Source organism: Xanthomonas sacchari (assembly GCF_024266585.1).
GTDB classification, from domain to species: Bacteria; Pseudomonadota; Gammaproteobacteria; order Xanthomonadales; family Xanthomonadaceae; genus Xanthomonas_A; species Xanthomonas_A sacchari_C.
This window is the reverse complement of record NZ_CP100647.1, coordinates 3,349,270-3,373,060: the sequence shown is the minus strand read 5'-3', so window position 1 is coordinate 3,373,060 and position 23,791 is coordinate 3,349,270. Positions and strand designations below refer to the sequence as shown.

Below are 23,791 nucleotides of genomic sequence, written 5' to 3'. Positions count from 1 at the left end.
CACCGCCGGCGCGATGGCGCCGCTCACCCCAGGCGGGTGCCGAAGATGCGGTCGCCGGCGTCGCCCAGGCCCGGCAGGATGTAGCCCTTGTCGTTGAGCCGTTCGTCGATCGCGGCGGTGTACACCTCCACGTCCGGATGCGCCGCTTCCAGCGCCTGCAGGCCTTCCGGGGCGGCGACCAGGAAGATGCCCTTGATCCGCCGCGCGCCGGCGCGCTTGAGCATGTCCACGGTGGCGATGAGGGTGCCGCCGGTGGCCAGCATCGGGTCCAGGATCAGCGCGTCGCGCTCCTCCAGGCGGCCAGTGAGGCGTTCGAAGTAGGGCACCGGTTGCAGCGTTTCCTCGTCGCGCTGCAGGCCGACCACGCTGACCCGCGCCGCGGGAATCAATGCCAGCACGCCGGGCAGCATGCCTAGCCCGGCGCGCAGGATCGGCACCAGGGTGATCTTGGCGCCGGCGATGCGCTGCACCTGGGTCGGGCCGGCCCAGCCGTCCATCGTGTGGGTCTCGGTCTCCAGGTCGGCGGTGGCCTCGTAGCCGAGCAGGGTGCCCAGTTCGGTGACCAGCTCGCGGAAGCCCTTGGTGCTCAGCGCCGCGTCGCGCAACAGGCCGATCTTGTGTTGCACCAGCGGGTGGCGGACTTCGACGATCTTCATGGGCGCGCTCGCAAGGGGGAGGCGCACAGTGTGCCGCAGCCGGCTCCGGCGCCGCCAGGTGTCCGATGCCGGCGCATGCCGCGCGCATGGCCTGCGACGCGCCGATCGTGCGCGTCGCAGGCCATGCCGAGGCCGGGCTCAGGCCGCGGGGGCGAGCACTTCGGCGGCGGGCGCCTGGGTGCGCGGCGCGGCGACGCTGCGGGTCACACCCGGTGCCGCGTGGCCCGTGTCGATCTTGAACAGCGCCACCGCCTGGGCCAGTTGCCCGGCCTGGTCTTCCATCGACCGCGCCGCGGCCGTGGCTTCTTCCACCAGCGCCGCATTCTGCTGGGTGGCTTCGTCCATCTGGGTCACGGTCTGGTTGACCTGCTCGATGCCGGCCGTCTGTTCCTGCGAGGCCGCGGAGATCTCGCCCATGATGTCGGTGACGCGCTGCACCGAACCCACGATCTCCTGCATGGTCTTGCCGGCCTGGTCGACCAGGGCGGAACCCTCGGCAACGCGGCCGACCGAGTCGTCGATCAGCGTCTTGATCTCCTTGGCGGCATTGGCCGAGCGCTGCGCCAATGTCCGCACTTCGGTGGCGACGACCGCAAAACCACGGCCCTGGTCGCCCGCGCGCGCGGCTTCCACCGCCGCGTTCAAGGCCAGGATATTGGTCTGGAAGGCGATGCCGTCGATGACGCTGATGATGTCGGCGATCTTCTTCGACGAGGCTTCGATCCCGCTCATGGTCTCGACCACCTGGCCGACCACGCTGCCGCCCTGCGAGGCCACCGAGGCGGCACCGACGGCCAACTGGTTGGCCTGGCGCGCGTGCTCGGCGTTCTGGCGCACGGTGGAGGTCAGTTCCTCCATCGAGGCGGCGGTCTCTTCAAGGCTGGCGGCCTGCTGTTCGGTGCGGCGCGACAGGTCGTCGTTGCCGGTGGCGATCTCGGTGGCGGCGGCATTGATGCTGACCGCCGCGGTCTGGATGCGGCCGACGATGCCGGTCAACTGGTCGGCGGTGGCATTGGCATCGTCGCGCATCTGCGCGAACACGCCCTGGAAGTCGCCGTGCATGCGCGCGGTCAGGTCGCCGGAGGCGATGGACTGCAGCAGGGACGACAGCTTGCCCAGGTTGCGATCGCTGACCTCCATCATTGCGTTGAGGTCCTGCACCATCAGCCGGAAGTCGTGCTGGAAGCGGCCGGCATCGCCGCGGGCGCTGAAATCGCCGGCCGCGGCGGCCGCGGCCAGGCGCTTGATCTCGGTATTGATCGCCAGCAGGCTGGCCTTGGCCGCATCCATCGATTCGTGCAGCACGGCGCGGCTGCCGGGCAGGCGCTGTGCGTCGCGGCGCAGGTCGCCGTTGGCGTATTCGTTGAGCACGCCGATGGCGTCGACAAAGGCGTCCAGGTGCTCGAACATCATGGTGTTGATGCCCTTGCTCAGCTCGCCGTACACGCCCGGGAAGTCCTGCGGCATGCGGTGGCTCATGTCCTTGTCCGCGTGCAGTTCGATCATCAACGCGGTCTCGTGGGAGAAGCGCTGCAACTGGGTCTGCATGCGGCCCATCGCCAGCAGCAGGCGGCCGGGTTCGTCGCGTGCGTCGGTGGCCACGTCGTTGTCCAGACGGCCGTCGGCGATGGCTTCGGCGGCGCGGGTGGCGCGGGCCAGCGGCACGGTGAGGCTGCGGGTGATCATCCACGCCAGCAGGCTGCTGACCAGCACCACCGCCACGCCGCCGGTGATGAGCAGGATGCGGCCGCGGTCCATTGCCGCGGTGGCGGTGGCATAGGCCTGTTCGCCGTTGTTGCGCTGCCAGACCGCATAGCCGCCGATCGCTTCGCGCCAGCGCTGGGTGGCCGGCGCCGCCTGGTACAGCAGCACCTTCATCGCATCGTCGGACTTGTAGGTCAGTCCCAAGTCCAGCACCTGCTGGTTGAGCTCGGTCGCCTGCGCGTAGGTCCGGTTGATCTGCTCGCGCAGGGCGCGATCGCGCAGGCTGGTAGTGGGGATGGCGAACAGCTTGTCGCAGTACTCGCGATAGCGGCGCAGTTCCTTCACCATGATCTTGGCGAAGGCGATGTTCTCTTCCTGCGTGGTCGGCAGCACGATGTTGCGCAACTGGATGCCGATGTCCGAACTGGCGTCGAGCATTTCGTTGGTGTAGACGATGGTGGAAACCGTGCGGCGGGCGACAGTATCCAGCTGGCTGCGCGCTTGCGAGAGGGTGAGCAGACCACCCACCACCAGCCCACAGGACAGCAGGATGAGCAGGCCGAAGGCGAAGGAGAGACGTCGTGAGACGTTGTAGCGATGCAGAAGAGCGGTCATGCTCTGGTCCTAGCAAGAGGAGTGGGAGTACCAGGGAACGGTCGCGGCACTGATTGATACGAAATGCAACGAATATTTCATGCAATCGTGACGGGAGTGCATATTCGTCTACCTCGTCTCTCCGTTAGCGGCCAGTTGATTGAGATCTTTAATTGGATCGATTGAGATGGTCTTTCCATCCCAGTTGTGGCCTTGCGGACGCGCACGGCGCTGGGCCCCGGCGAGCGCAGCGCAGGGGGCGATAGAGGCAGAGAAGCGCACCGGGCGACCCGCCGAGAGGCGCGGTCGACGCCGGTGGCGCGATGAAAACGCGCGGTCTCAGTCGCGGTCGTCGCGGGTCCACAGCCCGCCGTGTTCTGACTTCACCGGAAATTTCGGCACCGGGCCATAGGCCGGCGCGCACAGTGCGCGGCCGTCGCGCACGTCGAAGCGGGCGCCATGCAGCACGCATTCGATGCTGCCGGCGGCGGCGTCGAAGGTGCCGGGCGACAGCTCGTAGTCCTCGTGGCTGCAGCGGTCTTCCAGCGCATAGAACTGACCGTCGAAGTTGAACACCACGATCGGCGTGGCGGTCACCTCGTCCCACACCGTCTTCATTTCGCCGGGCAGCAGTTCGCCGTCGGCGCAGACGAAGGTCCAGGTCTCGCTCATGCGGCACCGCCCAGCGGCTTTTCCAGCACTTCGAAGCGCAGGTCGTCGCGGCGGGGCAGGCCGAAGCGCGCATCGCCGTAGGGGAACGGCTTCTTGATCCCGGTGCGGCGATAGCCGCGGCGCTCGTAGAAGGCGATCAGTTCGTCGCGCAGGTCGATCACCGTCATCCGCATCAGCGGCAACCGCCATTCCTGCCAGGCGATGCGCTCGGCCTCGGCCAGCACGGTCTTGCCCAGGCCGCCACCCTGCGCCTGCGGCTGCACCGAGAACATGCCGAAGTAGCCGGCACCGTCCTCGTCGGCGACGTGCGCGCAGGCGATCAGCACGCCGTCGCGTTCGGCCAGCAGCACCAGGCTGCGCGGGCGCAGGATGTCCGCGCGCAACACCTCGCGGTCGATGCGGTTGCCGTCGAGCAGGTCGGCTTCGGTGGTCCAGCCAGCACGGCTGCTGTCGCCGCGATAGGCCGAGGTGACCAGGGCGGCGATGGCGTCGATGTCCTCGACGGTGGCGGTGCGGAAGGTCAGGGTGTGCATGGCGCGATTTTAGGGCGTGCCGCAGGGAATGGGGAATGGAGACTCGGGAATCGAGATGCGCGCGCTCAAGGCGGGAAGGGCGCCTTGAGCACCACTTCTGCCAGGCGAAGTCCGCACGTGCAGTGCTTTGCCGATTCCCGATTCCCTACTCCCGATTCCCGGCTCCAATCACGCCAACAGCGTCCGCACCTTGCGCAAGGCCGCCACGAAGCGCTCGATTTCCTCGTGCGTGTTGTAGAACGCCAGCGAGGCGCGGCAGGTGGCGGCGACGCCGTAGAACTGCAGCAGCGGATGCGCGCAGTGCTGGCCGGAACGCACCGCCACGCCTTCCAGGTCGAGCAGGGTGGCCAGGTCGTGGGCGTGGGCGCCCTCGATCAGGAACGAGACCACCGCGGCCTTGCCCGGTGCGGTGCCGAACAGGCGCAGGCCGTCGATCCGCTGCAGCTCCTCGGTGAGGTGGGCCAGCAGTTCGGCCTCGCGCGCTTCCACGTGCTGCAGGCCGAGCGTCTGCAGGTAGTCCACCGCCGCGCCGAGGCCGACGAAGCCGGCGATGTTCGGGGTGCCGGCCTCGAACTTGTGCGGCGGGTCGTTGAACACGGTGCCGTCGAAGCTGACTTCCTTGATCATCTCGCCGCCGCCCAGGAACGGCGGCATCGCCTGCAGGTGCTCGCGCCGCGCCCACAGCGCGCCGGTGCCGGTCGGGCCGCACATCTTGTGGCCGGTGATGGCGTAGAAGTCGCAGCCGATCGCGGCCACGTCCAGCGGCCGGTGCGGCGCGGCCTGCGAGCCGTCGATGACGCTGACGATGCCGCGCTTGCGCGCCTCGCGGCAGATCTCGCGGACCGGGTTGACCGTGCCCAGCACGTTGGAGACATGCGCCAGGGCCAGCAGCTTGACGTCGGCGGTCATCGCCGCGCGCAGCGCGTCCAGGTCCAGCGCGCCGTCGGCGGTGATCTCGGCCACCTTGATGGTGGCGCCGGTGCGCTGGGCGACCAGTTGCCACGGCACGATGTTGGCGTGATGCTCCATGCGCGACACCAGGATGGTGTCGCCGGCGCGCAGCCGCGGCAGTGCCCACGAGTACGCCACCAGGTTCAGCGCGAAGGTGGCGCCGCTGCACAGCACCAGTTCGTCGGCGCGCACGTTGAGGAACTGCGCCAGCCGGGTCCGCGCGCCTTCATAGGCCTCGGTGGCCTCGCTGCCGAGCGCGTGCACCGCGCGGCTGACGTTGGCGTTGTGGCGGCGGTAGAAGGCATCGGTCGCGGCGATGACCTGCAGCGGCTTCTGCCCGGTGTTGGCGTTGTCGAAATACACCAGCGGCTTGCCGTGCACCTCGCGCAGCAGCAGCGGGAAGTCGCGCCGGACCGCGTCCCAGTCCGGCGCCAGCGGCGTGGCGGCGTGCGTGGCGGGCCCGTTCATGCCACGCCTGCGGCGCTCAGCGCCCGCTCCAGCCGCGCCAGCAGGAACTCGGCTTGCGCCGGCGCCAGCGCGCGCAGCGGCTCGCGGCAGAACGCGGCGGTCAGCAACTGCTGCGCGCGCTCCTGCGGCAGGCCGCGCGAGCGCAGGTAGAACAGCGCATTGGCGTCGAGCTGGCCGACGGTGGCGCCGTGCGCGGCCTTGACCTCGTCGGCGTCGATCACCAGCACCGGCTGGGTATCGATCTCGGCGTCGGCGGACAGCAGCAGGTTCTTGTTCGACAGCGCCGCGTCGGTGCCGTCGGCACCGTGGCGGATGTGGATGCCGCCATGGAAGGCCACGCGGCTGCGCCCGGTGGCGACGCCGCGCCACAGCAGTTCGCAGGCGGTGTCGCGGGCGATGTGTTCGATGCCCAGGCGGGTGTCGAGCTGGCGCCGGCCGTTGCCGAGCAGCACGCCGTTGGCGACCAGCCGGGCGTTGTCGCCCTCCAGACGCACGTTCAGTTCGTGCCGGGCCAGCGCGCCGCCCAGTTCCAGGTCCACGCGCCGGTACTGCGCGTCGCGCGCCAGCACCGCGTCGGTGCGCAGCAGCGCGGTGACGCCGGCCGCGTCGTCCTGCACGCGGGCGTGGGTCAGCTGCGCGCCGGCGGCCAGGTGCACGTGCGCCAGGCTGTTGCTCAGGTGCGCGGCGTCGCCGGCATGCAGGTGATGCTCGACCAGCGCCAGCGCCGCGTCCTGGCGCAGTTCGATCAGGTGCCGGTGGTGCCAGGCCAGGTCGGCCGCGGCGGCGGTGGAGACGAACACCAGGTGCAATGGCGCCTCCACGCGCACGCCGGCGTCCACCCGCAGCACGCTGCCTTCGTCGGCGAGGGCGGCGTTGAGCCGGGCGAACACCTCGTCGCTGCGTTCGAAGCGGCGGCCGAGGAAGCGCATGGCATCGTCGCCGCTGCGCAGGATGGTCGACAGGCGCTGCAGCTCCACCCCGGCCGGCAGGCCGGACAGGTCCGACAGCGCGTCGCTGGCGCGGCCGTTGACGAACACCAGGCGCGGCGCCGGGATGCCGTCGAGCAGCGCCGCGTCCACCGGCGCGGCGGCCTGCGGCGCGGGCGCGAAGCTGCGCCGTTCCAGCGCGCGCAGCGAGGTGTATTTCCAGGCTTCGCTGCGCGGGCCGGGCAGGCCGTCGCGCAGCGCCTGCTCCAGCGGCGCGCGGCGCGCGCCATCGCCATGGAACGCGGCGGCCAGCGAGTCGAGCAGGGCGCTCATTGCAGCGCCGCCTCGGGCGCCACGCGCTCCTTCAGCCAGGCATAGCCGTGCGCTTCCAGCTCCAGCGCCAGTTCGGGGCCGCCGGTCTGCACGATGCGGCCGTCGGCCAGCACGTGCACCACGTCCGGCTTGATGTAGTCGAGCAGGCGCTGGTAGTGGGTGATCACCACGAACGCGCGCTCCGGCGAGCGCAGCGCGTTGACACCTTCGGCCACGGTCTTGAGCGCGTCGATGTCCAGGCCGCTGTCGGTCTCGTCGAGGATCGCCAGCTTCGGCTCCAGCACCGCTAACTGGAAGATCTCGTTGCGCTTCTTCTCGCCGCCGGAGAAGCCTTCGTTGACGCCGCGATGCAGCAGCTCGTCCTTCAGGTGCAGCACCGCCAGCTTCTGCCGGACCAGCTTGAGGAACTGCATCGAATCCAGCTCGGCCTCGCCGCGCGCCTTGCGCTGCGCATTGAGCGCGGCGCGCAGGAAGTAGGTGTTGTTGACGCCGGGGATTTCCACCGGGTACTGGAAGGCCAGGAACAGGCCGGCGGCGGCGCGCTCCTCCGGTTCCAGTTCGAGCAGATCGGTGCCGTCGAAGCGCACGCTGCCGTCGGTCACGGCGTAGCCATCGCGGCCGGCCAGCACGTTGCCCAGGGTGGACTTGCCGGCACCGTTGGGACCCATGATGGCGTGCACTTCGCCGGGCTTCACCTGCAGCGACAGGCCCTTGAGGATGTCCTTGCCGGCGACGGAGGCGTGGAGGTTGTCTATGGTCAGCATGATATTGGGAATTGGGAATCGAGAATGGGGAATGGGGACGAGCAGGTAGCGGTGCAGCGGAAAGATGCGGGAAGAGAACCGATTCCCGATTCTCCATTCCCGATTCCCGGCTTCGCAGGCGTCAGCCGACCGAGCCTTCCAGCGACACTTCCAGCAGTTTCTTGGCTTCCACCGCGAACTCCATCGGCAGTTCGCGGAACACCTGCTTGCAGAAGCCGTCGACGATCATCGACACCGCGTTCTCCTGGTCGATGCCGCGGGCGCGACAGTAGAACAGCTGGTCGTCGCTGATCTTGGACGTGGTGGCCTCGTGCTCGACGGTCGCGGTCGGGTGCTTGACCTCGATGTACGGGAAGGTGTGCGCGCCGCACTGCTTGCCGATCAGCAGCGAGTCGCACTGGGTGTAGTTGCGCGCGCCTTCGGCGCTGCGCTCCACCTTGACCAGGCCGCGGTAGGTGTTCTGCCCGCGGCCGGCGCTGATGCCCTTGCTGACGATCTTGCTCTTGGTGCGCTTGCCGATGTGGATCATCTTGGTGCCGGTGTCGGCCTGCTGGCGGTGATGGGTCAGCGCCACCGAGTGGAACTCGCCCACCGAGTCGTCGCCCAGCAGCACGCACGAGGGGTACTTCCAGGTGATCGCCGAGCCGGTCTCGACCTGGGTCCAGGTGATCTTGCTGCGCGCGCCGCGGCACTCGCCGCGCTTGGTCACGAAGTTGTAGATGCCGCCGCGGCCTTCCTCGTCGCCGGGGTACCAGTTCTGCACGGTGGAGTACTTGATCTCGGCGTCTTCCAGCGCCACCAGCTCGACCACCGCCGCGTGCAGCTGGTTCTCGTCGCGCATCGGCGCGGTGCAGCCTTCCAGGTAGGACACGTAGGCCTGGTCCTCGCACACGATCAGGGTGCGCTCGAACTGGCCGGTGTGGCCGGCGTTGATGCGGAAATAGGTGCTCAGCTCCATCGGGCAGCGCACGCCCTTGGGAATGAACACGAAGCTGCCGTCGGAGAACACCGCCGAGTTGAGCGCGGCGAAGAAGTTGTCGCCGACCGGCACCACGCTGCCCAGGTACTGCTTGACCAGTTCCGGGTGCTCCTTGATCGCCTCGGACATCGAGCAGAAGATCACGCCCTTCTCGGCCAGTTCCTTGCGGAAGGTGGTGCCGACCGAGACCGAGTCGAACACCGCGTCCACCGCCACGCCGGCCAGCTTGGCGCGCTCGTGCAGCGGCACGCCGAGCTTGTCGTAGGTGTCCAGCAGTTCCTTCGGCACCTCGTCCAGCGAAGCGTACTTGGGCCCCTTGGGCGCGGAGTAGTAGCTCAGCGCCTGGAAGTCGATCGGCGCGATGTCCAGCTTGGCCCAGTGCGGCATCGGCATCTTCAGCCAGTGCCGGTAGGCGGCCAGGCGCCATTCGGTCATCCATTCCGGCTCGTCCTTCTTCACGGACAGGGCGCGCACGACGTCCTCGTTGAGGCCGGGCAGGAACGAATCGGATTCGATGTCGGTGATGAAGCCGGCGTCGTAGCGACGTCCCAGCCGTTCCAGGATTTCAGCGTTTTCGGTGGCCATGGGGCTGCCTACAGGTCAGGTGGTCGCGAACCGCACGGCAATGGAGCGCCGCTTGGGATCGCCGGAAGGGGGGAGGGGGTGGAGCATCTGCGCCAGGGTCACGCCGCGCAGCGCGTCGGCGACCACGTCGTTGATCAGCCGCCAGTTGGAGCGCACGCCGCAGGTCTGGGCGATGCTGCACTGGCTGCCGTGGTGGCTGCATTCGGTGATCGCCAGCGGGCCTTCCATCGCCTCGACGATCTGGATCAGGGTGATGGCGTCGGCCGGGCGCGCCAGCCGGTAGCCGCCGCGCACGCCGCGCAGGCCCTCGACCAGGCCGGCCTGGGCCAGCGGCTTGAGCAGCTTGCTGACCGTGGGCGGCTCCAGCCCGGCCTGTTCGGCCAGTTCGGTCGCGCTCAACACCTCGTTCGGACGCGCGGCGAGCACGGTCAGCACGACGGTGGCGTAATCGGTGAGCTTGGTGACGCGGAGCATGGCGACACGGTGGGAGTTCAATGCGGACCGAAATTGTACTCTTTTGCGCCGCAGCGTCCAACCGGGCCGTTCATCTTTTCTTTCGATCGCTGCGATTCGGACCCGGGCCGGGCAAGGAATGGCCGACCGTCGCCCGCGGGCTTGGGATCGCGGGCGATGTGCGCCAGAATCTGCGCTTTCCTGTCCGGATCGCCGCATGCCCCGCAAGATCGCCGCCCGCAAGTCCCGCATCCATGGCAATGGCGTGTTCGCCGTGCTGCCGCTCAAGAAAGGCGAGCGGATCATCGAATACAAGGGCCGCCGCCGTACCCATGCCGAGGTCGACCGCGACGAGGCCGGCGACGTGGAGACCGGGCACACCTTCCTGTTCACCCTCAGCGACGACTACGTGATCGACGCCAACTACGATGGCAACGACGCGCGCTGGATCAACCACAGCTGCGCGCCGAACTGCGAGGCGGTGATCGTCGAGGCCGAGGGCGATGACCGGCGCAAGGACAAGGTGGTGATCGAGGCGCTGCGCGACATCAAGCCCGGCGAGGAACTCACCTACAACTACGGCATCACCCTGGCCGAGCGGCACACGCCGCGGCTGAAGAAGATCTGGGAGTGCCGCTGCGGCGCCAGGAATTGCACCGGCACCATGCTGCAGCCCAAGCGCTAGCGCACGCGCCGCCCCATGCACGCCGCGCCGACGCGCGGTTCACGGCACTGCCACCGACGCGCTTCTACGGTGGCACTCCCCTAGTCGAGGAGTGTCCCATGAGCGCAATGCCTTCCCTTGCCGGCAAGCAAGTGGCTGTCCTGGCCACCGACGGTTTCGAACAGTCGGAACTGCAGGAGCCCAAGCGCCTGCTCGAGTCCTGGGGCGCCCAGGTCGACGTGATCGCGCCGGGCGAGGCGAGCAGCATCCGCGGCTGGGACAAGAAGGACTGGGGCGACAGCGTGCCGGTGGACAAGCGCCTGCAGCAGGCCCAGGCCGGCGACTACGACGCGCTGGTGCTGCCGGGCGGGGTGATCAATCCCGACAACCTGCGCACCGAGCCGACCGCGATCGCCTTCATCCAGTCCTTCGCCAGCGCCGGCAAGCCGGTGGCGGCGATCTGCCATGGTCCGTGGCTGCTGGCCGAGAGCGGGCTGGTGCGCGACCGCCAGGTCACCTCGTGGCCGTCGCTGAAGACCGACCTGTCCAATGCCGGCGGGCGCTGGAAGGACCAGGAGGTGGTGGTGGACGGCAACCTGATCACCAGCCGCAAGCCCGACGACATCCCGGCCTTCGCGCAGGCGGTGGCCAAGGCGCTGGGCTGAGTCCGGCGGCGGCATGGCGCCGCCGCGGCGCGGCGAGTGAAACAGACAGCAGAACGGCGGCCGAGGCCGCCGTTCCTGCATGTCCGTCCAGGGCAGGCTCAGGGCGTGCCGGAGCGTGGGTCTACTGCGCGGGAAGCGCGCCGGCCGGCACCAGCTTGCCGATGTCCTGGTTGAAGCGCACCACCAGCGTGCCGTTCTCCACGCCGGCCGACTGGATCTGCACGTCGCCGAGCATGGACGTCAGGCGCGGATCGAGTTTGTAGATCGGTTCCTTGCGCGCGTAGTCCTCCAGCCAGGCATTGAGCAACTCGCGGGTATTGGCGTCGAGCTTGCCGCCGTTGGCGGCCGGGTGGAAGTCGTCGATGGTCGGGGACTGCAGGTGGAAGCTCTGGCTCTGCTGGTCGTAGCGCAGGCCGCTGGTCAGCAGCACCTGGCCCAACGGCGTCGGCGTGCCGCCGCCGGTGGCCATGCTGAGGTCGAACTGCATCTTCAGCCGGTCGCCCGGCGGCAGGCTCAGCTTCGGGTCGCGGACGGTCATCTTGATCAGCCCGCCCAGCGCCTTGTGCGTCTGCGGGAAGCTGCCGTCCAGATAATGCTGCACGTCGGCGGCGCCGACGCTGACCTGGCGGCCCTGGATGGTCGGCTCGGCCTGCGCCTGGGCGGCGGTGGCGAGCAGCAGCAGCGCCGCGGCGCGCAGGGTGAACTGGCGGAGGGTCATCGAGCGGGCCTTGGCAACGGATGAGGATTTCACCATAACCGCGCGCGGTGAATGCGCGATTAGCGGAATCGCTGCGCTGGCGCCGCGCTGCTTACGCGGCAGGCGCAGGCGCCAGCCGCGCCAGCAGCGCGTCCAGCGCCGGCTGCAGCGGCGCCAGCAGCGCGCGCGCCTCGCTGTCGCTGCGCTCGCCCAGGCTGCGCAGCAACTGCGTGCCGACGATCAGCGCGGCACGCTCGTCGCCGCGCAGGCCCGGCTGGCGCTGCGCCGCCTCGAGCAGGCGCATCCAGTCCTGCCGGCAGCGTGCCTCCAGCTCGATGGTGCAGCGGCCCTGGCAGGGCAGGCCGTCGTCCTGGATCGGGGTGACGGTGACGCGGTAACGTTGGGAGGCGGTCATGGCAGTGGCGCACGCGAAGTGTGCCTCCAAGATAGGCGCGGCCGGCCGCCACCACGAGCCTGCTGCCCGCGACGCTCTGTTCCAGTGCTTCCGTTCAGCGTGCCGCGCGCAGCAGCGGCAACGGGTCGTAGGCGCCGCCTTCGGCATAGACGCCGTAATGCAGGTGCGGCGGCGTGCCACGCGCGTTGCCGCTGTCGCCTACCGCGCCGAGCGGGTCGCCGGGCTCCACCAGGTCGCCGACCTGCAGCCCCGGCGCCCATGTCTCCAGGTGCGCGTAGTAGTGCCGCTGCCGGGCCGGGCCGAGCACCCAGACCTGGCGGCCACCCAGGCCGCGCTCGGCGATGGCGACGACGATGCCGCGCGTCGCCGACACCACGGGCGTGCCGCGGTTGGCGAAGATGTCCACGCCGGCGTGCTGGCGGTCGCGCCCTCGCGGCGCGCCGAAGGTGGCGGCGACGCGCCGCGGATCCACGCCCTCGACCGGCATGTGCAGCGCGGTCGGCGCCGGTTGCCGCGCCAGCTCCCAGCCGATCCGCAGGCGGTGCGCCCACGGATGCCGCCACGCCCAGGCGGCGGCCACCGCCAGCCCCGCCAGCAGCGCCACGCGCAGCAGCCCGCGGCGCAGACGCTGCGCTGGCGAAGGCGCGGGCGCCGCGGCCATGCGCTCAGTCCGCGTGCAGGGCGGCCGCCTGTTCCTGCAGGCGCTGCTTCAGGGCGTCGTCGATGCCGAGCTGCCGTGCCAGTTCGTCCAGGTAGCTGCGCTCCATGAAGCCCTGCTCGTCGGCGGCGAGCAGACTGGCCAGATACATTTCCGCGGCCATCTCCGGGGTGGTCGACGCGCGCGCCACTTCGGCCGGATCCAGCGGCTTCTCCAGTTCCGCATGCAGCCACTGCTGCACGTCGGCGTCGTTGCCGTGGAGGCGGGCGAACTCGCCTTCGATCAGGCTGCGTTCGCGTTCGTCCAGGTGGCCGTCCGCCTTGGCCGCGGCGACCAGCGCGCGCAGCACCGCCTGGCTGTGCTGTTCCACTTCCAGCGGCGGCAGCCGGTCCAGCGTCTGCGGCTCGGGTGCGGCGGGGCCGATCTGCTGGCGCCGGTAGTCGCCGTAGGCGCGATAGGCCATCAGCCCCAGCGCGGCCAGGCCGCCGTAGGTGGCCAGCTTGCGCGTGGTGCGGTGCTTGCCGAGCAGCAGGCCCAGCGCGCCGCCGCTGAGGGCTCCCTTGCCGAAGTCGGCGTTGAGCAGGCCGCCCAGGCCGCCGGCGCCCGGTTGCGCCGGTGCGGCGGGAGCGGTGCCGCCGGTCTTGCCCATGGCCTGGCCGGCGGCGCCTTGCGCCGATTGCAGCAGTTGGTCGAGGAAGCCCTGGAGTTTCATGCACGCGGTCCTGTCGAAGTGAACCACCGGTATAGCCGCCGCGGCCTTAGCGGCCCGTCAATCCGCCCGCGCGGGCCGCGCAAAAAAAAACGAGACGGCCGGGGCCGTCTCGTCGGTGTGCTTGCCTGGATCAGGCGACGCTGCTCAGAGCGCGGCGTCCTTGAGCTTCTTCAGCGGGCGCACCTTGAGCTTGGTGGTGGCCGGCTTGGCGGCGAACCACTGCTCTTCCTTGGTGAACGGGTTGATGCCCTTGCGCTTCGGCTTGGCCGGCACGCTGACGGCGGTGATCTTCAGCAGGCCCGGCAGGGTGAACGAGCCAGCGCCCTTCTTGCTGACCGAACCGGCCACGGCGTGCTCCAGCGAGGCCATCACGGCGCGCACGTCCTTGGCGATCACGCCGCTGGTCTCGGCGATGTGCGCCACGAGCGCGGACTTGCTCAGCACGTCCTTGATCGGCTTGGGGGCGGCCGGCTTGGCGGCGGCCTTGGTCGCTGTTTTCTTCACTGCCTTCTTCGGGGCAGCCTTTTTCGCGGTCTTTGCCATGATGTCCTGATTCCGTATTTGGTGGTGTTGGGTCGCGCCGACCCCGTCGGCATGGCGAAATGTAGGGCATGTGCTACGCCGCGCCAATAGGCCGGAAGTAAAAAAACGCGAATAACCGCCGCGAGCGCGGACTTTTTCGCCGTTGGCCGGCACCGCCACCGGCACATCCGCGCGGCGGTGCGGGGCATTTGCCGCTGTGTGCGCGGCGAGCGCGATCGTCGCGCGGGAGCACGTCTGCGTCACGCGGCCTGGCCTATGGTCCGCCCTCCACTCACCGACAGGAGCCTCGCATGGGCATTTCGCGTCACGCCACCGCGCATTGGGAAGGCGATCTCAAGACCGGCCAGGGCCGTTTGAACACGCCGCAGAGCGGTCTGCTGGAGAACACCCGCTATGCGTTCAGCAGCCGCTTCGGCGACGAGAAGGGCACCAATCCCGAGGAACTGATCGCCGCCGCGCACGCCGGCTGCTTCACCATGGCGCTGTCGGCCAAGCTGACGGAAGCCGGCTTCCCGCCGACCGCGCTGGATACCCGCGCCGACGTCGATCTGTCGATGGAGGGCGGTCCGCAGCTGTCGCAGATCCGCCTGAAGGTCAAGGCCGTGGTGCCGAACATCGATGCCGCGCGCTTCCGCGAACTGGCCGACGACGCCAAGCAGAACTGCCCGGTGTCCAAGGCGCTGAGCGCGGTGCCGATCAGCCTGGAAGCGGAACTGGGCTGAGTCCCGGCGCGGCCCGGCAGCACGCCGGGCCGCGATCGCCTGCGCCGCGCCTGCGGCACCGCCCACCGCCCGCCTGCCACGCAGCGTCTTTGCGGTGTGGTTTCTCTTCCGGCATCGCTCTTCCGGCATCGGCGCCAAGGTCGGCGCGTAGCTGTCGCAACGCTAAACGCGTGCGCCGCAGCGGTCCCAATTCAGTCTGGTTTCACCGCCTCGGATCGAGCATGCAGTCGCGCGATCCACGCGCCTGGAACCATCGCCATGAACAAGCTCTCGACCCGTCTGTTGACCGCTGCGCTCGCTGTCGGTGTCATCGGCTCCGCCGCCGCGCAGGATTACGGTTACACCCGCTACGACGACTACCGCGACCGCGGCTACGCGGCCGGCACCTACGACTATGCGCGCGTGGTGCGCGCCGATCCGATCCTGGTGCAGGTCAACGGCCCGCGCGAGACCACCGAGCGCTGCTACGACCGTCCGGCCTCCGGCAGCTACGCCAGCGACTACGGCTACCGTGGCACCGACGGCGGCCGCACCGTCTCGTCGGTGGTCGGCGGCATCGCCGGCGCCGTGCTGGGCAGCCGCGTGGGCGGCGGCGATGGCCGCTTCGTCGGCACCGCGGTCGGCACCATGCTCGGCAGCCTGGCCGGCCGTTCGATCTACGACACCAACACCCGCGCCTACGGCGGTGGCTACGGCGGTGGCGTAGTCCGCGAATGCGACCCGGTGTCCTACCGGACCGAGCGCTACGACCGCGTCGACGGCTACGACGTGACCTACGAATACGGCGGCCGCTACTACCACACCCGCACCGCCTCGCCTCCGGGCGACCGCATCCGCGTCCGCGTTGACGTGCTGCCCGACTGACCTGTTGCCCGATTGACCTGCAGGGCGCCTCGTCGCGAGGCGCCCTTTGTTTTGCGCGGCCGGCCGCGCCTGCGGGGCAGGGCGGCGGCCGCTGGCGATCACGGCCAGTCGATGCGGCCTTCGATCACCGTCTGTACCTGACCGCCCGACCACACCTCGCCGGCCTCGTCCACGCACAGCGTCAGCAGCGCATCGTGGCCGACTTCGCGGCCCTGGCTGGCGACGTAGCGGCCGCCGTGGCCGGGCAGGGCGGCGCTGTGATCCAGCCACGCCGCCAGCACCGCATTGGCCGCGCCGGAGGCGGCGTCCTCGAAGCGCCGGCCGTTGCCGACGAAGGCGCGCACGGCCAGCGCGTAGGCCTGGCCGCTGGCACGCGCGTAGGCGAATACGCCCATGCTGGCGGTGCTTTCGGCCAGGGTGGCGATCGCGTCCCAGTCCGGCGCCAGCGCGCGCAATGCCGCTTCGTCGGCCACTTCCACCAACCACCAGCAGCGGCCGCCGTCCATGCGCACCGGCGGCAGCGCGCCCAGCGGCCAGCCGCGCAGCGCCGCCTGCAGGCGCGGATCGGCGGCATCGGCGATCTCGGCCACCTGCGCGCGCGGGGTGCGGATGGCGATGCTGCGTACCCCGGCATCCACGTCGACCCGCAACGGCAGCAAGCCGGCGATGCCGTCCTGGGTCAGCACGCCGTCGCGCGGCGTGGCGATGCCCGCTTCCAGCACGACGTGCGCGGTGCCGACGCTGGGATGGCCGGCGAACGGCACCTCCTTCTGCGGGCTGAACATGCGCAGGCCGTAGCTGGCGTCCGGCCGCGTCGGCGCGAACACGAAGGTGGTTTCCGGCAGGCGCGTCCAGCGCGCGATGGCCTGCATCGTGGCGGCGTCCAAGCCATCGGCATCGAGCACCACGGCCAAGGGATTGCCGTTGCCGGCGCGGGCGGAGAAGACATCGACCTGGAAGAAGCGGCGTGCGGCCATGGGGGAAACTCCGGACTGCGGTGGGGGAGGCCGGAGCTTAGCAAGCGATCTTGTCAGCGATCACCACTTGCACCATGCCGCCGATCCACGCCTGCTCCCCGTCGGTCAGACACCACGCCCAGCCGATGGCCCAGTCCCGGGCCGGCGGAAAGACGTCCAGCTGCGGGGAGTCGTGCGCGCTCATCGGCGCTCCGTTGGCAGTAGAATCGGGGGTTGCGCCTGCGCATGCCGGCCTTTTTCCCCACATTCCAGACACCCCCACTCCATGCCAGCTTCCTCTCCTGCCGATCGTTGGATCGTCCTCAAGTTCGGCGGCACTTCGGTGTCGCGTCGTCATCGCTGGGACACGATTGGGACGCTGGCGAAAAAACGCGCGGAGGAAACCGGCGCGCGGGTGCTGGTGGTGGTTTCGGCACTGTCCGGGGTCACCAACGAACTGACCGCGATCGCCGACGGCAGCGCCGACAGCGCGCAACGCGTGGCCGCGCTGGAGCAGCGCCACCGCGACTTCCTGGCCGAACTGGAGCTGGACGCCGAGGCTGTGCTGGGCGAACGCCTAGCGGCGCTGCGCGGCCTGCTCGCCGATCCGCGCGCGGCCGAGCGCACGCTGGACTGGCAGGCCGAGGTGCTGGGGCAGGGCGAACTGCTGTCCTCGACCCTGGGCGCGGCCTATCTGCGCGCCAACGGCCTGGACATGGGCTGGATGGATGCGCGGCAGTGGCTGGACGCGCTGCCGCCGCAGCCGAACCAGAGCGCCTGGTCGCGGCGCCTGTCGGTGTCCTGCCAGTGGCAGTCCGATCCGCAGTGGCGCGCGCGCTTCGTCGCCCAGCCCACGCGCATGCTGATCACCCAGGGCTTCATCGCCCGGCATGAGGACGGCGGCACCGCGATCCTCGGCCGCGGCGGCTCGGATACCTCGGCGGCGTATTTCGGCGCGCTGCTCGGCGCCAGCCGGGTGGAGATCTGGACCGACGTGCCGGGCATGTTCAGCGCCAATCCGCGCGAGGTGCCGGATGCGCGCCTGCTGACCCGCCTGGACTACTACGAGGCGCAGGAAATCGCCACCACCGGCGCCAAGGTGCTGCACCCGCGCTCGATCAAGCCGTGCCGCGACGGCGGCGTGCCGATGGCGATCCTGGACACCGAGCGCCCGGAGCTGCCCGGCACCAGCATCGACGGTAACGCCCGCACCGTGCCCGGGGTCAAGGCGATCAGCCGCCGCAACGGCATCGTGCTGGTGTCGATGGAAGGCATCGGCATGTGGCAGCAGGTCGGCTTCCTCGCCGACGTGTTCGCGTTGTTCAAGAAGCACGGGCTGTCGGTCGACCTGATCGGCTCGGCCGAGACCAACGTCACCGTGTCGCTGGACCCGAGCGAGAACCTGGTCAACACCGACGTGCTGGCGGCGCTGTCGGCCGACCTGGCGGAGATCTGCCGGGTCAAGATCATCGTGCCGTGCGCGGCGATCACCCTGGTCGGGCGCGGCATGCGCTCGCTGCTGCACAAGCTCTCGGACGTGTGGGCCACGTTCGGCAAGGAGCGCGTGCACATGATCTCGCAGTCGTCCAACGACCTGAACCTGACCTTCGTCATCGACGAGACCGACGCCGACGGGCTGCTGCCGATCCTGCATGCCGAACTGATCGACAGCGGTGCGATGCCGGTGGAGGAAACCGAGGTGTTCGGCCCGCGCTGGCGCGAGATCGCCGGCACCGTGCGGCCGCGGCCGGTGCCGTGGTGGCAGGGCGAGCGCGCGCATCTGCTGCGCCTGGCCGAGGCCGGCACGCCGCGCTACGTGTATCACCTGCCGACCCTGCGCGAACGCGCGCGCGCGCTCAAGGCGATCGCCGCGGTGGACCAGCGCTACTACGCGATCAAGGCCAACGCGCATCCGGCGATCCTGCAGACCCTGGTCGAGGAGGGCTTCGGCCTGGAGTGCGTCTCCCACGGCGAGCTGCGCCGGGTGTTCGAGATCGTGCCGGAACTGTCGCCGCGGCGCGTGCTGTTCACCCCCAGCTTCGCGCCCCGCGCCGAGTACGAAGCCGCGTTCGCGCTGGGCGTGACCGTGACCGTGGACAACGTCGAGGCGCTGCAGCGCTGGCCGGCGCTGTTCCGCGGCCGCAGCCTGTGGTTGCGCATCGACCTGGGCCATGGCGACGGCCACCACGAGAAGGTCAACACCGGCGGCAAGGCCTCCAAGTTCGGGCTGTCGGCGACCCGCGTCGACGAGTTCGTCGAGGCCGCGCGCGCGCTGGACATCCGCATCGTCGGCCTGCATGCGCACCTGGGCAGCGGTGTGGAGACGGCGCAGCACTGGCGGCGCATGTGCGACGAACTGGCCGGCTTCGCGCGGCGCATCGGCAGCGTCGAGGTCATCGACATCGGTGGCGGCCTGCCGATCCCGTACAGCGCCGACGACGAACCGTTCGACCTGGACAGCTTCGCGCAGGGCCTGGCCGAGGCCAAGGCGGTGCATCCGGCGTTCCGCCTGGCGATCGAACCGGGCCGCTACCTGGTCGCCGAATGCGGCGTGCTGCTGGCGCGCGCCACCCAGGTGATCGAGAAGGACGGCATCCGCCGGGTCGGCCTGGACGCCGGCATGAACGCGCTGATCCGCCCGGCGCTGTACGACGCCTGGCACGATGTGGCGAACCTGAGCCGATTGGAGCAGCCGGCCGAGACCGTGTTCGACGTGGTCGGGCCGATCTGCGAGTCCAGCGACGTGTTCGGCAAGCGCCGGCGCCTGCCGGCGGGCACCGCGCCCGACGACGTGATGCTGATCGCCGACGCCGGCGCCTACGGCTACAGCATGGCCAGCACCTACAACCAGCGCGAGTTGCCCCGTGAGGAGGCGATCGATGGGCGCGCAGGCTGAGTTCGTCGCGGGCAGCGCCGCCGCCGGTGCGGTGGCGATGGCCGCGGCCACCGCGCTGGACCAGTCCGGCACGGCGCTGCCGTGGACCGACAGCCTGAAGTGGGCGTTGCCGGCGCTGGTCGCGGCTGCGGCCGGCGCCTGGCTGGCGGTGCGTTGGCAGCGCCGCGGGCCCGCGGCGAGCACCGGCGCGCTGGCCCTGCGCACCTCGTTCCTGGCCGCGCTGGCCTACCTGCCGGCGCTGGCGCTGTATGTGCTGGTGGCCGTCCTGGCCTCTGCCGCGTCGGTGCCAGCCGGACAGCATTGGCAACTGCTGCTGATGGCCTTCGTGTTCGGCTGCCTGCCGCTGCTGTGGGCCGCCTTGCCGTTTTCGATGATCGAATTTCTTCTGTGCCGCCGCTACCTGCGGCACACCCGTGTGCTTGCAGGACGTCCATGACCGCTTTCGACAAACAGCAGATCGCCACCTTCCGCTTCGTGCGCTGCGGCTTCGACGCCGACAGCGGCGTGGCGCGCCTGGTCTATGCGTTCGACGACGGCCCGGAGCTGGTGGAGACCATCACCGTGCCCGGCGCGCCGTTCGCACTCGACCCGGCGCGCGCGCAGGCGGCGCAGCGCGCCCTGCGCCTGCTGCACCTGATCGCCGGCGTCAGCTACTACAAGGCGGCGGTGCCGCCGCGCATCGTCATCGACGACTACGCCATCGATGCCGAGACCGCCGCGCTGCTGGACAGCGTGTACCTGCATGGCCTGGGCGAATTCGCCTACCGTAACGGCCTGGACCTGCGCGGACGCATCCGTTTCCCGGCCGCGGACGCTGCCGCGGCCGACGCGGCGGCGCTGGGGCTGCGCGCGCAGGCGCTGGTGGCGATCGGTGGCGGCAAGGATTCGCTGGTCAGCATCGAAGCGCTGCGCGCGGCCGGCGTGGCGCAGACGGTGACCTGGATCGGCGGCTCGCAGCTGATCCGCGCCTGCGCCGAACGCACCGGCCTGCCGACCTTGAACATCGGTCGCACGCTGGCGCCGGAACTGTTCGAACTGAACCGGCAGGGCGCGTGGAACGGACATATCCCGGTGACCGCGGTGAACTCGGCGATCCTGGTGTTCGCCTCGGTGCTGCACGACGCCGGCCAGGTGGTGTTCTCCAACGAGCATTCGGCCAGCTACGGCAGCCAGATCGCCGGCACCGGCGAGGTCAACCACCAGTGGTCCAAGGGCTGGGCCTTCGAGCAGGTGTTCGGCGCCCAGGTGCAGCGCTACGTGGCCGCGGACCTGCACTATTACTCGCTGCTGCGCCCGCTGTCGGAGCTGGCGGTGGCGCGGCAGTTCGCCAAGACCGACCACTACGACGCGCATTTCTCCAGCTGCAACCGCAATTTCCACATCCTCGGCGAGCGTCCGGCGCACCGCTGGTGCGGGGTCTGCCCGAAATGCCATTTCGTGTTCCTGGCGCTGGCGCCGTTCATGCCGAAGACGCGGCTGGTGCGGATTTTCGGCCGCAACCTGCTTGACGATGCCGGCCAGGCCGGCGGCTTCGACGCGCTGCTGGAGTTCCAGGACCACAAGCCGTTCGAGTGCGTCGGCGAAGGTCGCGAGTCGCGCGCGGCGATGGCCGCGCTGGCGGCGCGCGCGGAATGGAAGGAGGACGCGCTGGTGGCGCGCTTCATCCGCGAGATCCAGCCGCAGCTCGACCCGGCCGACCTGCGCGTGGAGCCGTTGCTGGAACTGGACGCGCAGCACCGCATCCCGGCCGACCTGTGGGAACGCGTGCGTGCGAATTTCGCAGCTTGAGGCGCGTCGCGTCGCGCTGTGGGGGTGGGGCCGCGAGGGCCGTGCGGCGTATGCGGCGGTGCGTGGGCGGGAATCGGGAATCGGGAATCGGGAATCGGCGGCGCCGCTGCCGCTGACGGTGTTCTGTTCGGCCGAGGAGGCCGCGGAAATCGCCGCGCTGCACGATCCCGACCTGCGCGTGGAGACCGAGGCCAGCGCCGAGCGCCTGGCCGCGTTCGACGTCGTGATCAAGTCGCCCGGGATCAGTCCGTACCGGCCCGAGGCGCAGGCCGCGGCCGCGCGCGGCACGCGCTTCGTCGGCGGTACCGCGCTGTGGTTCGCCGAACACGCCGGGGCCGACGGGGTGGTGCCCGGCAGCGTCTGCGTCACCGGTACCAAGGGCAAGAGCACCACCACCGCGCTGCTGGCGCACCTGCTGCGCGCCGGTGGCCACCGCACCGGCCTGGTCGGCAACATCGGCGTGCCGCTGCTGGAAGTGCTGACGCCGACGCCGGCGCCGCAGTATTGGGCGATCGAACTGTCCAGCTACCAGACCGGCGACGTCGCCCGCAGCGGCGCGCGGCCGCAGCTGGCGCTGGTGCTGAACCTGTTTCCCGAGCACCTGGACTGGCACGGCAGCCAGGCGCGCTACATCGCCGACAAGCTCGAGCTGGTCACCCATGCGCGGCCGCGCATCGCGCTGCTCAATGCCGCCGATCCGCAGCTGGCGGCCCTGCAGCTGCCCGACAGCGACGTGCGCTGGTTCAACCGCGAGGACGGCTGGCACATGCGCGGCGAGGTGGTCTATCGCGGCGACACCGCGGTGTACGACAGCGCGCAGGCGCCGCTGCCGGGCCGGCACAACCGCGGCAACCTGTGCGCGGTGCTGGCCGCGATCGAGGCGCTGGGGCTGGACGCGGCGGCGCTGGCGCCGGCGGCCGATCGTTTCCGGCCGCTGCCGAACCGGCTGCAGACCCTGGGCACGCGCGACGGCGTGACCTATGTGAACGACTCGATCAGCACCACCCCGCATGCCAGCCTCGCGGCGCTGGAGTGCTTCCGCGGACGGCGTATCGCGCTGCTGGTCGGCGGCCACGACCGCGGCCTGGACTGGCAGGACTTCGCCGGGCACATGCGCGATGGCGGCGCGCCGCTGGAGATTGTCACCCTGGGCGCCAACGGCCCGCGCATCCATGCGCTGCTGGCGCCGCTGGCCGCCGACGCCGGCTTCGGCCTGCATGCCGCGGCCGACCTGGCCGATGCGGTGGCGCTGGCGCGCGCGGCACTGGGCGAGCAGGGTGGCGTGGTGCTGCTGTCGCCCGGCGCGCCCAGTTTCGGCGCGTACCGCGACTACGTGGCGCGCGGCCGCCATTTCGCCGCGTTGGCCGGGTTCGACCCGGACACGATCAGCGCCATTGCGGGGCTGGGCATCGCCTGAGTCGCGCGCGGCGTCGGCGCACGCGCTGCGCTGGTGTCGCGCTGGCCGCCGCGCGTGCCGCACGTTGCGATGCGTGGCCCCTGGCGTGGCATGCGTGCTGCGGAAAGAGCCTGCCCGGAAGCGACCGCCGGGCCGCCACGCGACGGCGCTGTGCGCCTTGTCCCAGAGCCATCGCCGGCCGCAGTCGCCCTCACCTCGACGTGCATGGCACGCTCTAGACTGCCGCCTGGTTCCCATGGGAGAAGGGCGATGCGCACACGTTCGACGATGCGGTGGGCCGGCGTGCTCGGTCTGGCCTTGGCGCTGCCGCTGCAGGCCTGGGCGGCGATGCAGGCCAAGCCGGTGGAGTGGCAGGTCGGCAAGGACACTTTCAGCGGCGTGCTGGTCTACGACGATGCCGAACACGACACGCGCCCCGGTCTGGTGATGGTGCCGAACTGGCGCGGCGTCAACGATTCCGCGGTGGAGAAGGCCAAGCGCCTGGCCGGCGACGACTACGTGGTGCTGGTGGCCGACGTCTACGGCAAGGGCAAGCGCCCGGCGAACGATACAGAGGCCGGGCAGTTCGCCGGCGCGCTGAAGAAGGACCCGGCCACGCTGCGCGCACGCGCGTTGGCGGCGGTGGCGGCGCTGAAGGCGCAGGCCGGCAAGGCGCCGCTGGATCCGGCCCGGATCGGCGCGGTCGGCTTCTGCTTCGGCGGCACCACGGTGCTGGAACTGGTCCGCGCCGGTGCGCCGCTGGCCGGCGTGGTCAGCCTGCACGGTGGCCTGGCCACCGCGGCGCCGGCCGCCGCAGGCAGCGCCAAGGCATCGGTGTTGGTGCTCAACGGCGCCGACGACAAGAGCGTCAGCCGCGGCGACATCGTCGCCTTCGAGCAGGAGATGAACCGCGCCGGCGCCGACTGGCAGTTCGTCAACTTCAGCGGCGCGGTGCACTGCTTCGCCGAAGCCGACGCCAACAGCCCGCCGGGCTGCCAGTACAACCCGCGTGCGGCCAAGCGCGCCTACCGGATGCTCGAGAACTTCTTCGAGGAGCGGTTCGGCCGGGATTAGGCAGGTGCCGCGCGCTGCGCGCTTGGCGGGATTGGGGATTGGTAGAAGCGGTAGACCGCTCTTTGCCAATTCCGCTGCCGTACCCGACGTAGAGCGTGCGCGCCGCTGACCTGGCCGGGGAGT

At 70.3% G+C, this 23,791-nt stretch carries 25 protein-coding genes; 9 read left to right on the top strand and 16 right to left on the bottom strand.

Annotation, left to right across the window (positions count from 1 at the left end; translation table 11 throughout):
• Positions 1-23: 23 nt before the first annotated feature.
• From upp to NKJ47_RS14030, 9 genes are all read right to left on the bottom strand, one after another.
• On the bottom strand, positions 24-656 hold the full coding sequence (upp, locus tag NKJ47_RS14070; protein WP_010342021.1) for a uracil phosphoribosyltransferase: 633 nt from the start codon (positions 654-656) through the stop codon (positions 24-26).
• A 138-nt stretch (positions 657-794) separates the two neighbouring features.
• Positions 795-2,975, bottom strand: a complete 2,181-nt coding sequence (locus NKJ47_RS14065; RefSeq protein WP_254458478.1) for a methyl-accepting chemotaxis protein — start codon at positions 2,973-2,975, stop codon at positions 795-797.
• A 318-nt stretch (positions 2,976-3,293) separates the two neighbouring features.
• Positions 3,294-3,626, bottom strand: a complete 333-nt coding sequence (locus NKJ47_RS14060) for a non-heme iron oxygenase ferredoxin subunit (protein WP_254458477.1) — start codon at positions 3,624-3,626, stop codon at positions 3,294-3,296.
• Positions 3,623-4,159 carry a GNAT family N-acetyltransferase gene (locus NKJ47_RS14055; RefSeq protein ID WP_254458476.1) on the bottom strand — a complete coding sequence of 179 codons (537 nt, stop codon included), beginning with the start codon at positions 4,157-4,159 and terminating at the stop codon, positions 3,623-3,625. Before NKJ47_RS14055 ends, NKJ47_RS14060 begins: the two co-directional genes overlap by 4 nt.
• A gap of 168 nt (positions 4,160-4,327) precedes the next feature.
• Positions 4,328-5,578, bottom strand: a complete 1,251-nt coding sequence (locus NKJ47_RS14050; RefSeq protein ID WP_254458475.1) for a cysteine desulfurase — start codon at positions 5,576-5,578, stop codon at positions 4,328-4,330.
• Positions 5,575-6,837 (bottom strand): Fe-S cluster assembly protein SufD, encoded by a 1,263-nt coding sequence (gene sufD, locus NKJ47_RS14045; RefSeq protein WP_254458474.1) that lies wholly within the window; start codon positions 6,835-6,837, stop codon positions 5,575-5,577. Before sufD ends, NKJ47_RS14050 begins: the two co-directional genes overlap by 4 nt.
• Positions 6,834-7,601, bottom strand: coding sequence for a Fe-S cluster assembly ATPase SufC (gene sufC, locus NKJ47_RS14040; RefSeq protein WP_254458473.1), 768 nt, complete (start codon positions 7,599-7,601; stop codon positions 6,834-6,836). Before sufC ends, sufD begins: the two co-directional genes overlap by 4 nt.
• Before the next feature lie 121 nt (positions 7,602-7,722).
• Positions 7,723-9,165 (bottom strand): Fe-S cluster assembly protein SufB, encoded by a 1,443-nt coding sequence (gene sufB, locus NKJ47_RS14035; protein WP_254458472.1) that lies wholly within the window; start codon positions 9,163-9,165, stop codon positions 7,723-7,725.
• A 15-nt stretch (positions 9,166-9,180) separates the two neighbouring features.
• Positions 9,181-9,639, bottom strand: coding sequence for an SUF system Fe-S cluster assembly regulator (locus tag NKJ47_RS14030; RefSeq protein WP_017909662.1), 459 nt, complete (start codon positions 9,637-9,639; stop codon positions 9,181-9,183).
• Between the two features lie 196 nt (positions 9,640-9,835).
• Here NKJ47_RS14030 and NKJ47_RS14025 point away from each other — a divergent pair, with 196 nt between their 5' ends.
• Both NKJ47_RS14025 and NKJ47_RS14020 read left to right on the top strand, forming a co-directional pair.
• Complete coding sequence (locus NKJ47_RS14025) at positions 9,836-10,303, top strand: SET domain-containing protein (RefSeq protein WP_254458471.1); 468 nt, start codon at positions 9,836-9,838, stop codon at positions 10,301-10,303.
• Positions 10,304-10,401: 98 nt separating this feature from the next.
• Entirely contained in the window at positions 10,402-10,947 is a 546-nt protein-coding gene (locus NKJ47_RS14020) for a type 1 glutamine amidotransferase domain-containing protein (RefSeq protein ID WP_254458470.1), read from the top strand.
• A gap of 121 nt (positions 10,948-11,068) precedes the next feature.
• Here the strand turns inward: NKJ47_RS14020 and NKJ47_RS14015 are convergent, their stop codons facing one another.
• The 5 genes from NKJ47_RS14015 to NKJ47_RS13995 form a co-directional block, all read right to left on the bottom strand.
• Entirely contained in the window at positions 11,069-11,665 is a 597-nt protein-coding gene (locus NKJ47_RS14015) for a DUF1439 domain-containing protein (RefSeq protein ID WP_254458469.1), read from the bottom strand.
• 91 nt (positions 11,666-11,756) lie between these two features.
• Positions 11,757-12,059 (bottom strand): DUF3861 family protein, encoded by a 303-nt coding sequence (locus NKJ47_RS14010; protein WP_254458468.1) that lies wholly within the window; start codon positions 12,057-12,059, stop codon positions 11,757-11,759.
• Between the two features lie 94 nt (positions 12,060-12,153).
• Positions 12,154-12,720, bottom strand: a complete 567-nt coding sequence (locus NKJ47_RS14005) for a M23 family metallopeptidase (protein ID WP_254458467.1) — start codon at positions 12,718-12,720, stop codon at positions 12,154-12,156.
• A 4-nt stretch (positions 12,721-12,724) separates the two neighbouring features.
• A complete protein-coding gene (locus NKJ47_RS14000; protein ID WP_254458466.1) occupies positions 12,725-13,429 on the bottom strand; it encodes a tellurite resistance TerB family protein in 705 nt (234 codons plus the stop codon).
• A gap of 144 nt (positions 13,430-13,573) precedes the next feature.
• Positions 13,574-13,972 carry an HU family DNA-binding protein gene (locus NKJ47_RS13995; protein ID WP_254458465.1) on the bottom strand — a complete coding sequence of 133 codons (399 nt, stop codon included), beginning with the start codon at positions 13,970-13,972 and terminating at the stop codon, positions 13,574-13,576.
• A gap of 290 nt (positions 13,973-14,262) precedes the next feature.
• Between NKJ47_RS13995 and NKJ47_RS13990 the strand changes: the two genes are divergently transcribed.
• Positions 14,263-14,694, top strand: coding sequence for an OsmC family protein (locus NKJ47_RS13990; protein ID WP_254458464.1), 432 nt, complete (start codon positions 14,263-14,265; stop codon positions 14,692-14,694).
• Positions 14,695-14,952: 258 nt separating this feature from the next.
• Positions 14,953-15,558 carry a glycine zipper 2TM domain-containing protein gene (locus NKJ47_RS13985; protein WP_254458463.1) on the top strand — a complete coding sequence of 202 codons (606 nt, stop codon included), beginning with the start codon at positions 14,953-14,955 and terminating at the stop codon, positions 15,556-15,558.
• Between the two features lie 98 nt (positions 15,559-15,656).
• Here the strand turns inward: NKJ47_RS13985 and NKJ47_RS13980 are convergent, their stop codons facing one another.
• On the bottom strand, positions 15,657-16,535 hold the full coding sequence (locus NKJ47_RS13980; protein ID WP_254458462.1) for a PhzF family phenazine biosynthesis protein: 879 nt from the start codon (positions 16,533-16,535) through the stop codon (positions 15,657-15,659).
• A 37-nt stretch (positions 16,536-16,572) separates the two neighbouring features.
• Positions 16,573-16,719, bottom strand: coding sequence for a hypothetical protein (locus NKJ47_RS13975; RefSeq protein WP_254458461.1), 147 nt, complete (start codon positions 16,717-16,719; stop codon positions 16,573-16,575).
• Positions 16,720-16,800: 81 nt separating this feature from the next.
• On the opposite strand from NKJ47_RS13975, the gene NKJ47_RS13970 reads away from it, so the two are divergent.
• From NKJ47_RS13970 to NKJ47_RS13950, 5 genes are all read left to right on the top strand, one after another.
• Entirely contained in the window at positions 16,801-19,410 is a 2,610-nt protein-coding gene (locus NKJ47_RS13970; RefSeq protein WP_254458460.1) for a bifunctional aspartate kinase/diaminopimelate decarboxylase, read from the top strand.
• A complete protein-coding gene (locus tag NKJ47_RS13965) occupies positions 19,394-19,846 on the top strand; it encodes a hypothetical protein (RefSeq protein ID WP_254458459.1) in 453 nt (150 codons plus the stop codon). The genes NKJ47_RS13970 and NKJ47_RS13965 overlap by 17 nt, the downstream gene beginning before the upstream one ends.
• Positions 19,843-21,198 carry a UDP-N-acetyl-alpha-D-muramoyl-L-alanyl-L-glutamate epimerase gene (gene murL / locus NKJ47_RS13960; protein ID WP_254458458.1) on the top strand — a complete coding sequence of 452 codons (1,356 nt, stop codon included), beginning with the start codon at positions 19,843-19,845 and terminating at the stop codon, positions 21,196-21,198. Before NKJ47_RS13965 ends, murL begins: the two co-directional genes overlap by 4 nt.
• On the top strand, positions 21,179-22,615 hold the full coding sequence (gene murD, locus NKJ47_RS13955; RefSeq protein ID WP_254458457.1) for a UDP-N-acetylmuramoyl-L-alanine--D-glutamate ligase: 1,437 nt from the start codon (positions 21,179-21,181) through the stop codon (positions 22,613-22,615). Before murL ends, murD begins: the two co-directional genes overlap by 20 nt.
• Positions 22,616-22,882: 267 nt before the next feature.
• On the top strand, positions 22,883-23,668 hold the full coding sequence (locus NKJ47_RS13950; protein WP_429002538.1) for a dienelactone hydrolase family protein: 786 nt from the start codon (positions 22,883-22,885) through the stop codon (positions 23,666-23,668).
• Positions 23,669-23,791 lie beyond the last annotated feature (123 nt).

Coding starts and splice junctions, on each gene's coding strand:
- upp (WP_010342021.1), bottom strand. CDS start 656: ATGAAGATCGTCGAAGTCCGCCACCCGCTGGTGCAACACAAGATCGGC.
- NKJ47_RS14065 (WP_254458478.1), bottom strand. CDS start 2,975: ATGACCGCTCTTCTGCATCGCTACAACGTCTCACGACGTCTCTCCTTC.
- NKJ47_RS14060 (WP_254458477.1), bottom strand. CDS start 3,626: ATGAGCGAGACCTGGACCTTCGTCTGCGCCGACGGCGAACTGCTGCCC.
- NKJ47_RS14055 (WP_254458476.1), bottom strand. CDS start 4,159: ATGCACACCCTGACCTTCCGCACCGCCACCGTCGAGGACATCGACGCC.
- NKJ47_RS14050 (WP_254458475.1), bottom strand. CDS start 5,578: ATGAACGGGCCCGCCACGCACGCCGCCACGCCGCTGGCGCCGGACTGG.
- sufD (WP_254458474.1), bottom strand. CDS start 6,837: ATGAGCGCCCTGCTCGACTCGCTGGCCGCCGCGTTCCATGGCGATGGC.
- sufC (WP_254458473.1), bottom strand. CDS start 7,601: ATGCTGACCATAGACAACCTCCACGCCTCCGTCGCCGGCAAGGACATC.
- sufB (WP_254458472.1), bottom strand. CDS start 9,165: ATGGCCACCGAAAACGCTGAAATCCTGGAACGGCTGGGACGTCGCTAC.
- NKJ47_RS14030 (WP_017909662.1), bottom strand. CDS start 9,639: ATGCTCCGCGTCACCAAGCTCACCGATTACGCCACCGTCGTGCTGACC.
- NKJ47_RS14025 (WP_254458471.1), top strand. CDS start 9,836: ATGCCCCGCAAGATCGCCGCCCGCAAGTCCCGCATCCATGGCAATGGC.
- NKJ47_RS14020 (WP_254458470.1), top strand. CDS start 10,402: ATGAGCGCAATGCCTTCCCTTGCCGGCAAGCAAGTGGCTGTCCTGGCC.
- NKJ47_RS14015 (WP_254458469.1), bottom strand. CDS start 11,665: ATGACCCTCCGCCAGTTCACCCTGCGCGCCGCGGCGCTGCTGCTGCTC.
- NKJ47_RS14010 (WP_254458468.1), bottom strand. CDS start 12,059: ATGACCGCCTCCCAACGTTACCGCGTCACCGTCACCCCGATCCAGGAC.
- NKJ47_RS14005 (WP_254458467.1), bottom strand. CDS start 12,720: ATGGCCGCGGCGCCCGCGCCTTCGCCAGCGCAGCGTCTGCGCCGCGGG.
- NKJ47_RS14000 (WP_254458466.1), bottom strand. CDS start 13,429: ATGAAACTCCAGGGCTTCCTCGACCAACTGCTGCAATCGGCGCAAGGC.
- NKJ47_RS13995 (WP_254458465.1), bottom strand. CDS start 13,972: ATGGCAAAGACCGCGAAAAAGGCTGCCCCGAAGAAGGCAGTGAAGAAA.
- NKJ47_RS13990 (WP_254458464.1), top strand. CDS start 14,263: ATGGGCATTTCGCGTCACGCCACCGCGCATTGGGAAGGCGATCTCAAG.
- NKJ47_RS13985 (WP_254458463.1), top strand. CDS start 14,953: ATGAACAAGCTCTCGACCCGTCTGTTGACCGCTGCGCTCGCTGTCGGT.
- NKJ47_RS13980 (WP_254458462.1), bottom strand. CDS start 16,535: ATGGCCGCACGCCGCTTCTTCCAGGTCGATGTCTTCTCCGCCCGCGCC.
- NKJ47_RS13975 (WP_254458461.1), bottom strand. CDS start 16,719: ATGAGCGCGCACGACTCCCCGCAGCTGGACGTCTTTCCGCCGGCCCGG.
- NKJ47_RS13970 (WP_254458460.1), top strand. CDS start 16,801: ATGCCAGCTTCCTCTCCTGCCGATCGTTGGATCGTCCTCAAGTTCGGC.
- NKJ47_RS13965 (WP_254458459.1), top strand. CDS start 19,394: ATGGGCGCGCAGGCTGAGTTCGTCGCGGGCAGCGCCGCCGCCGGTGCG.
- murL (WP_254458458.1), top strand. CDS start 19,843: ATGACCGCTTTCGACAAACAGCAGATCGCCACCTTCCGCTTCGTGCGC.
- NKJ47_RS13950 (WP_429002538.1), top strand. CDS start 22,883: ATGCGGTGGGCCGGCGTGCTCGGTCTGGCCTTGGCGCTGCCGCTGCAG.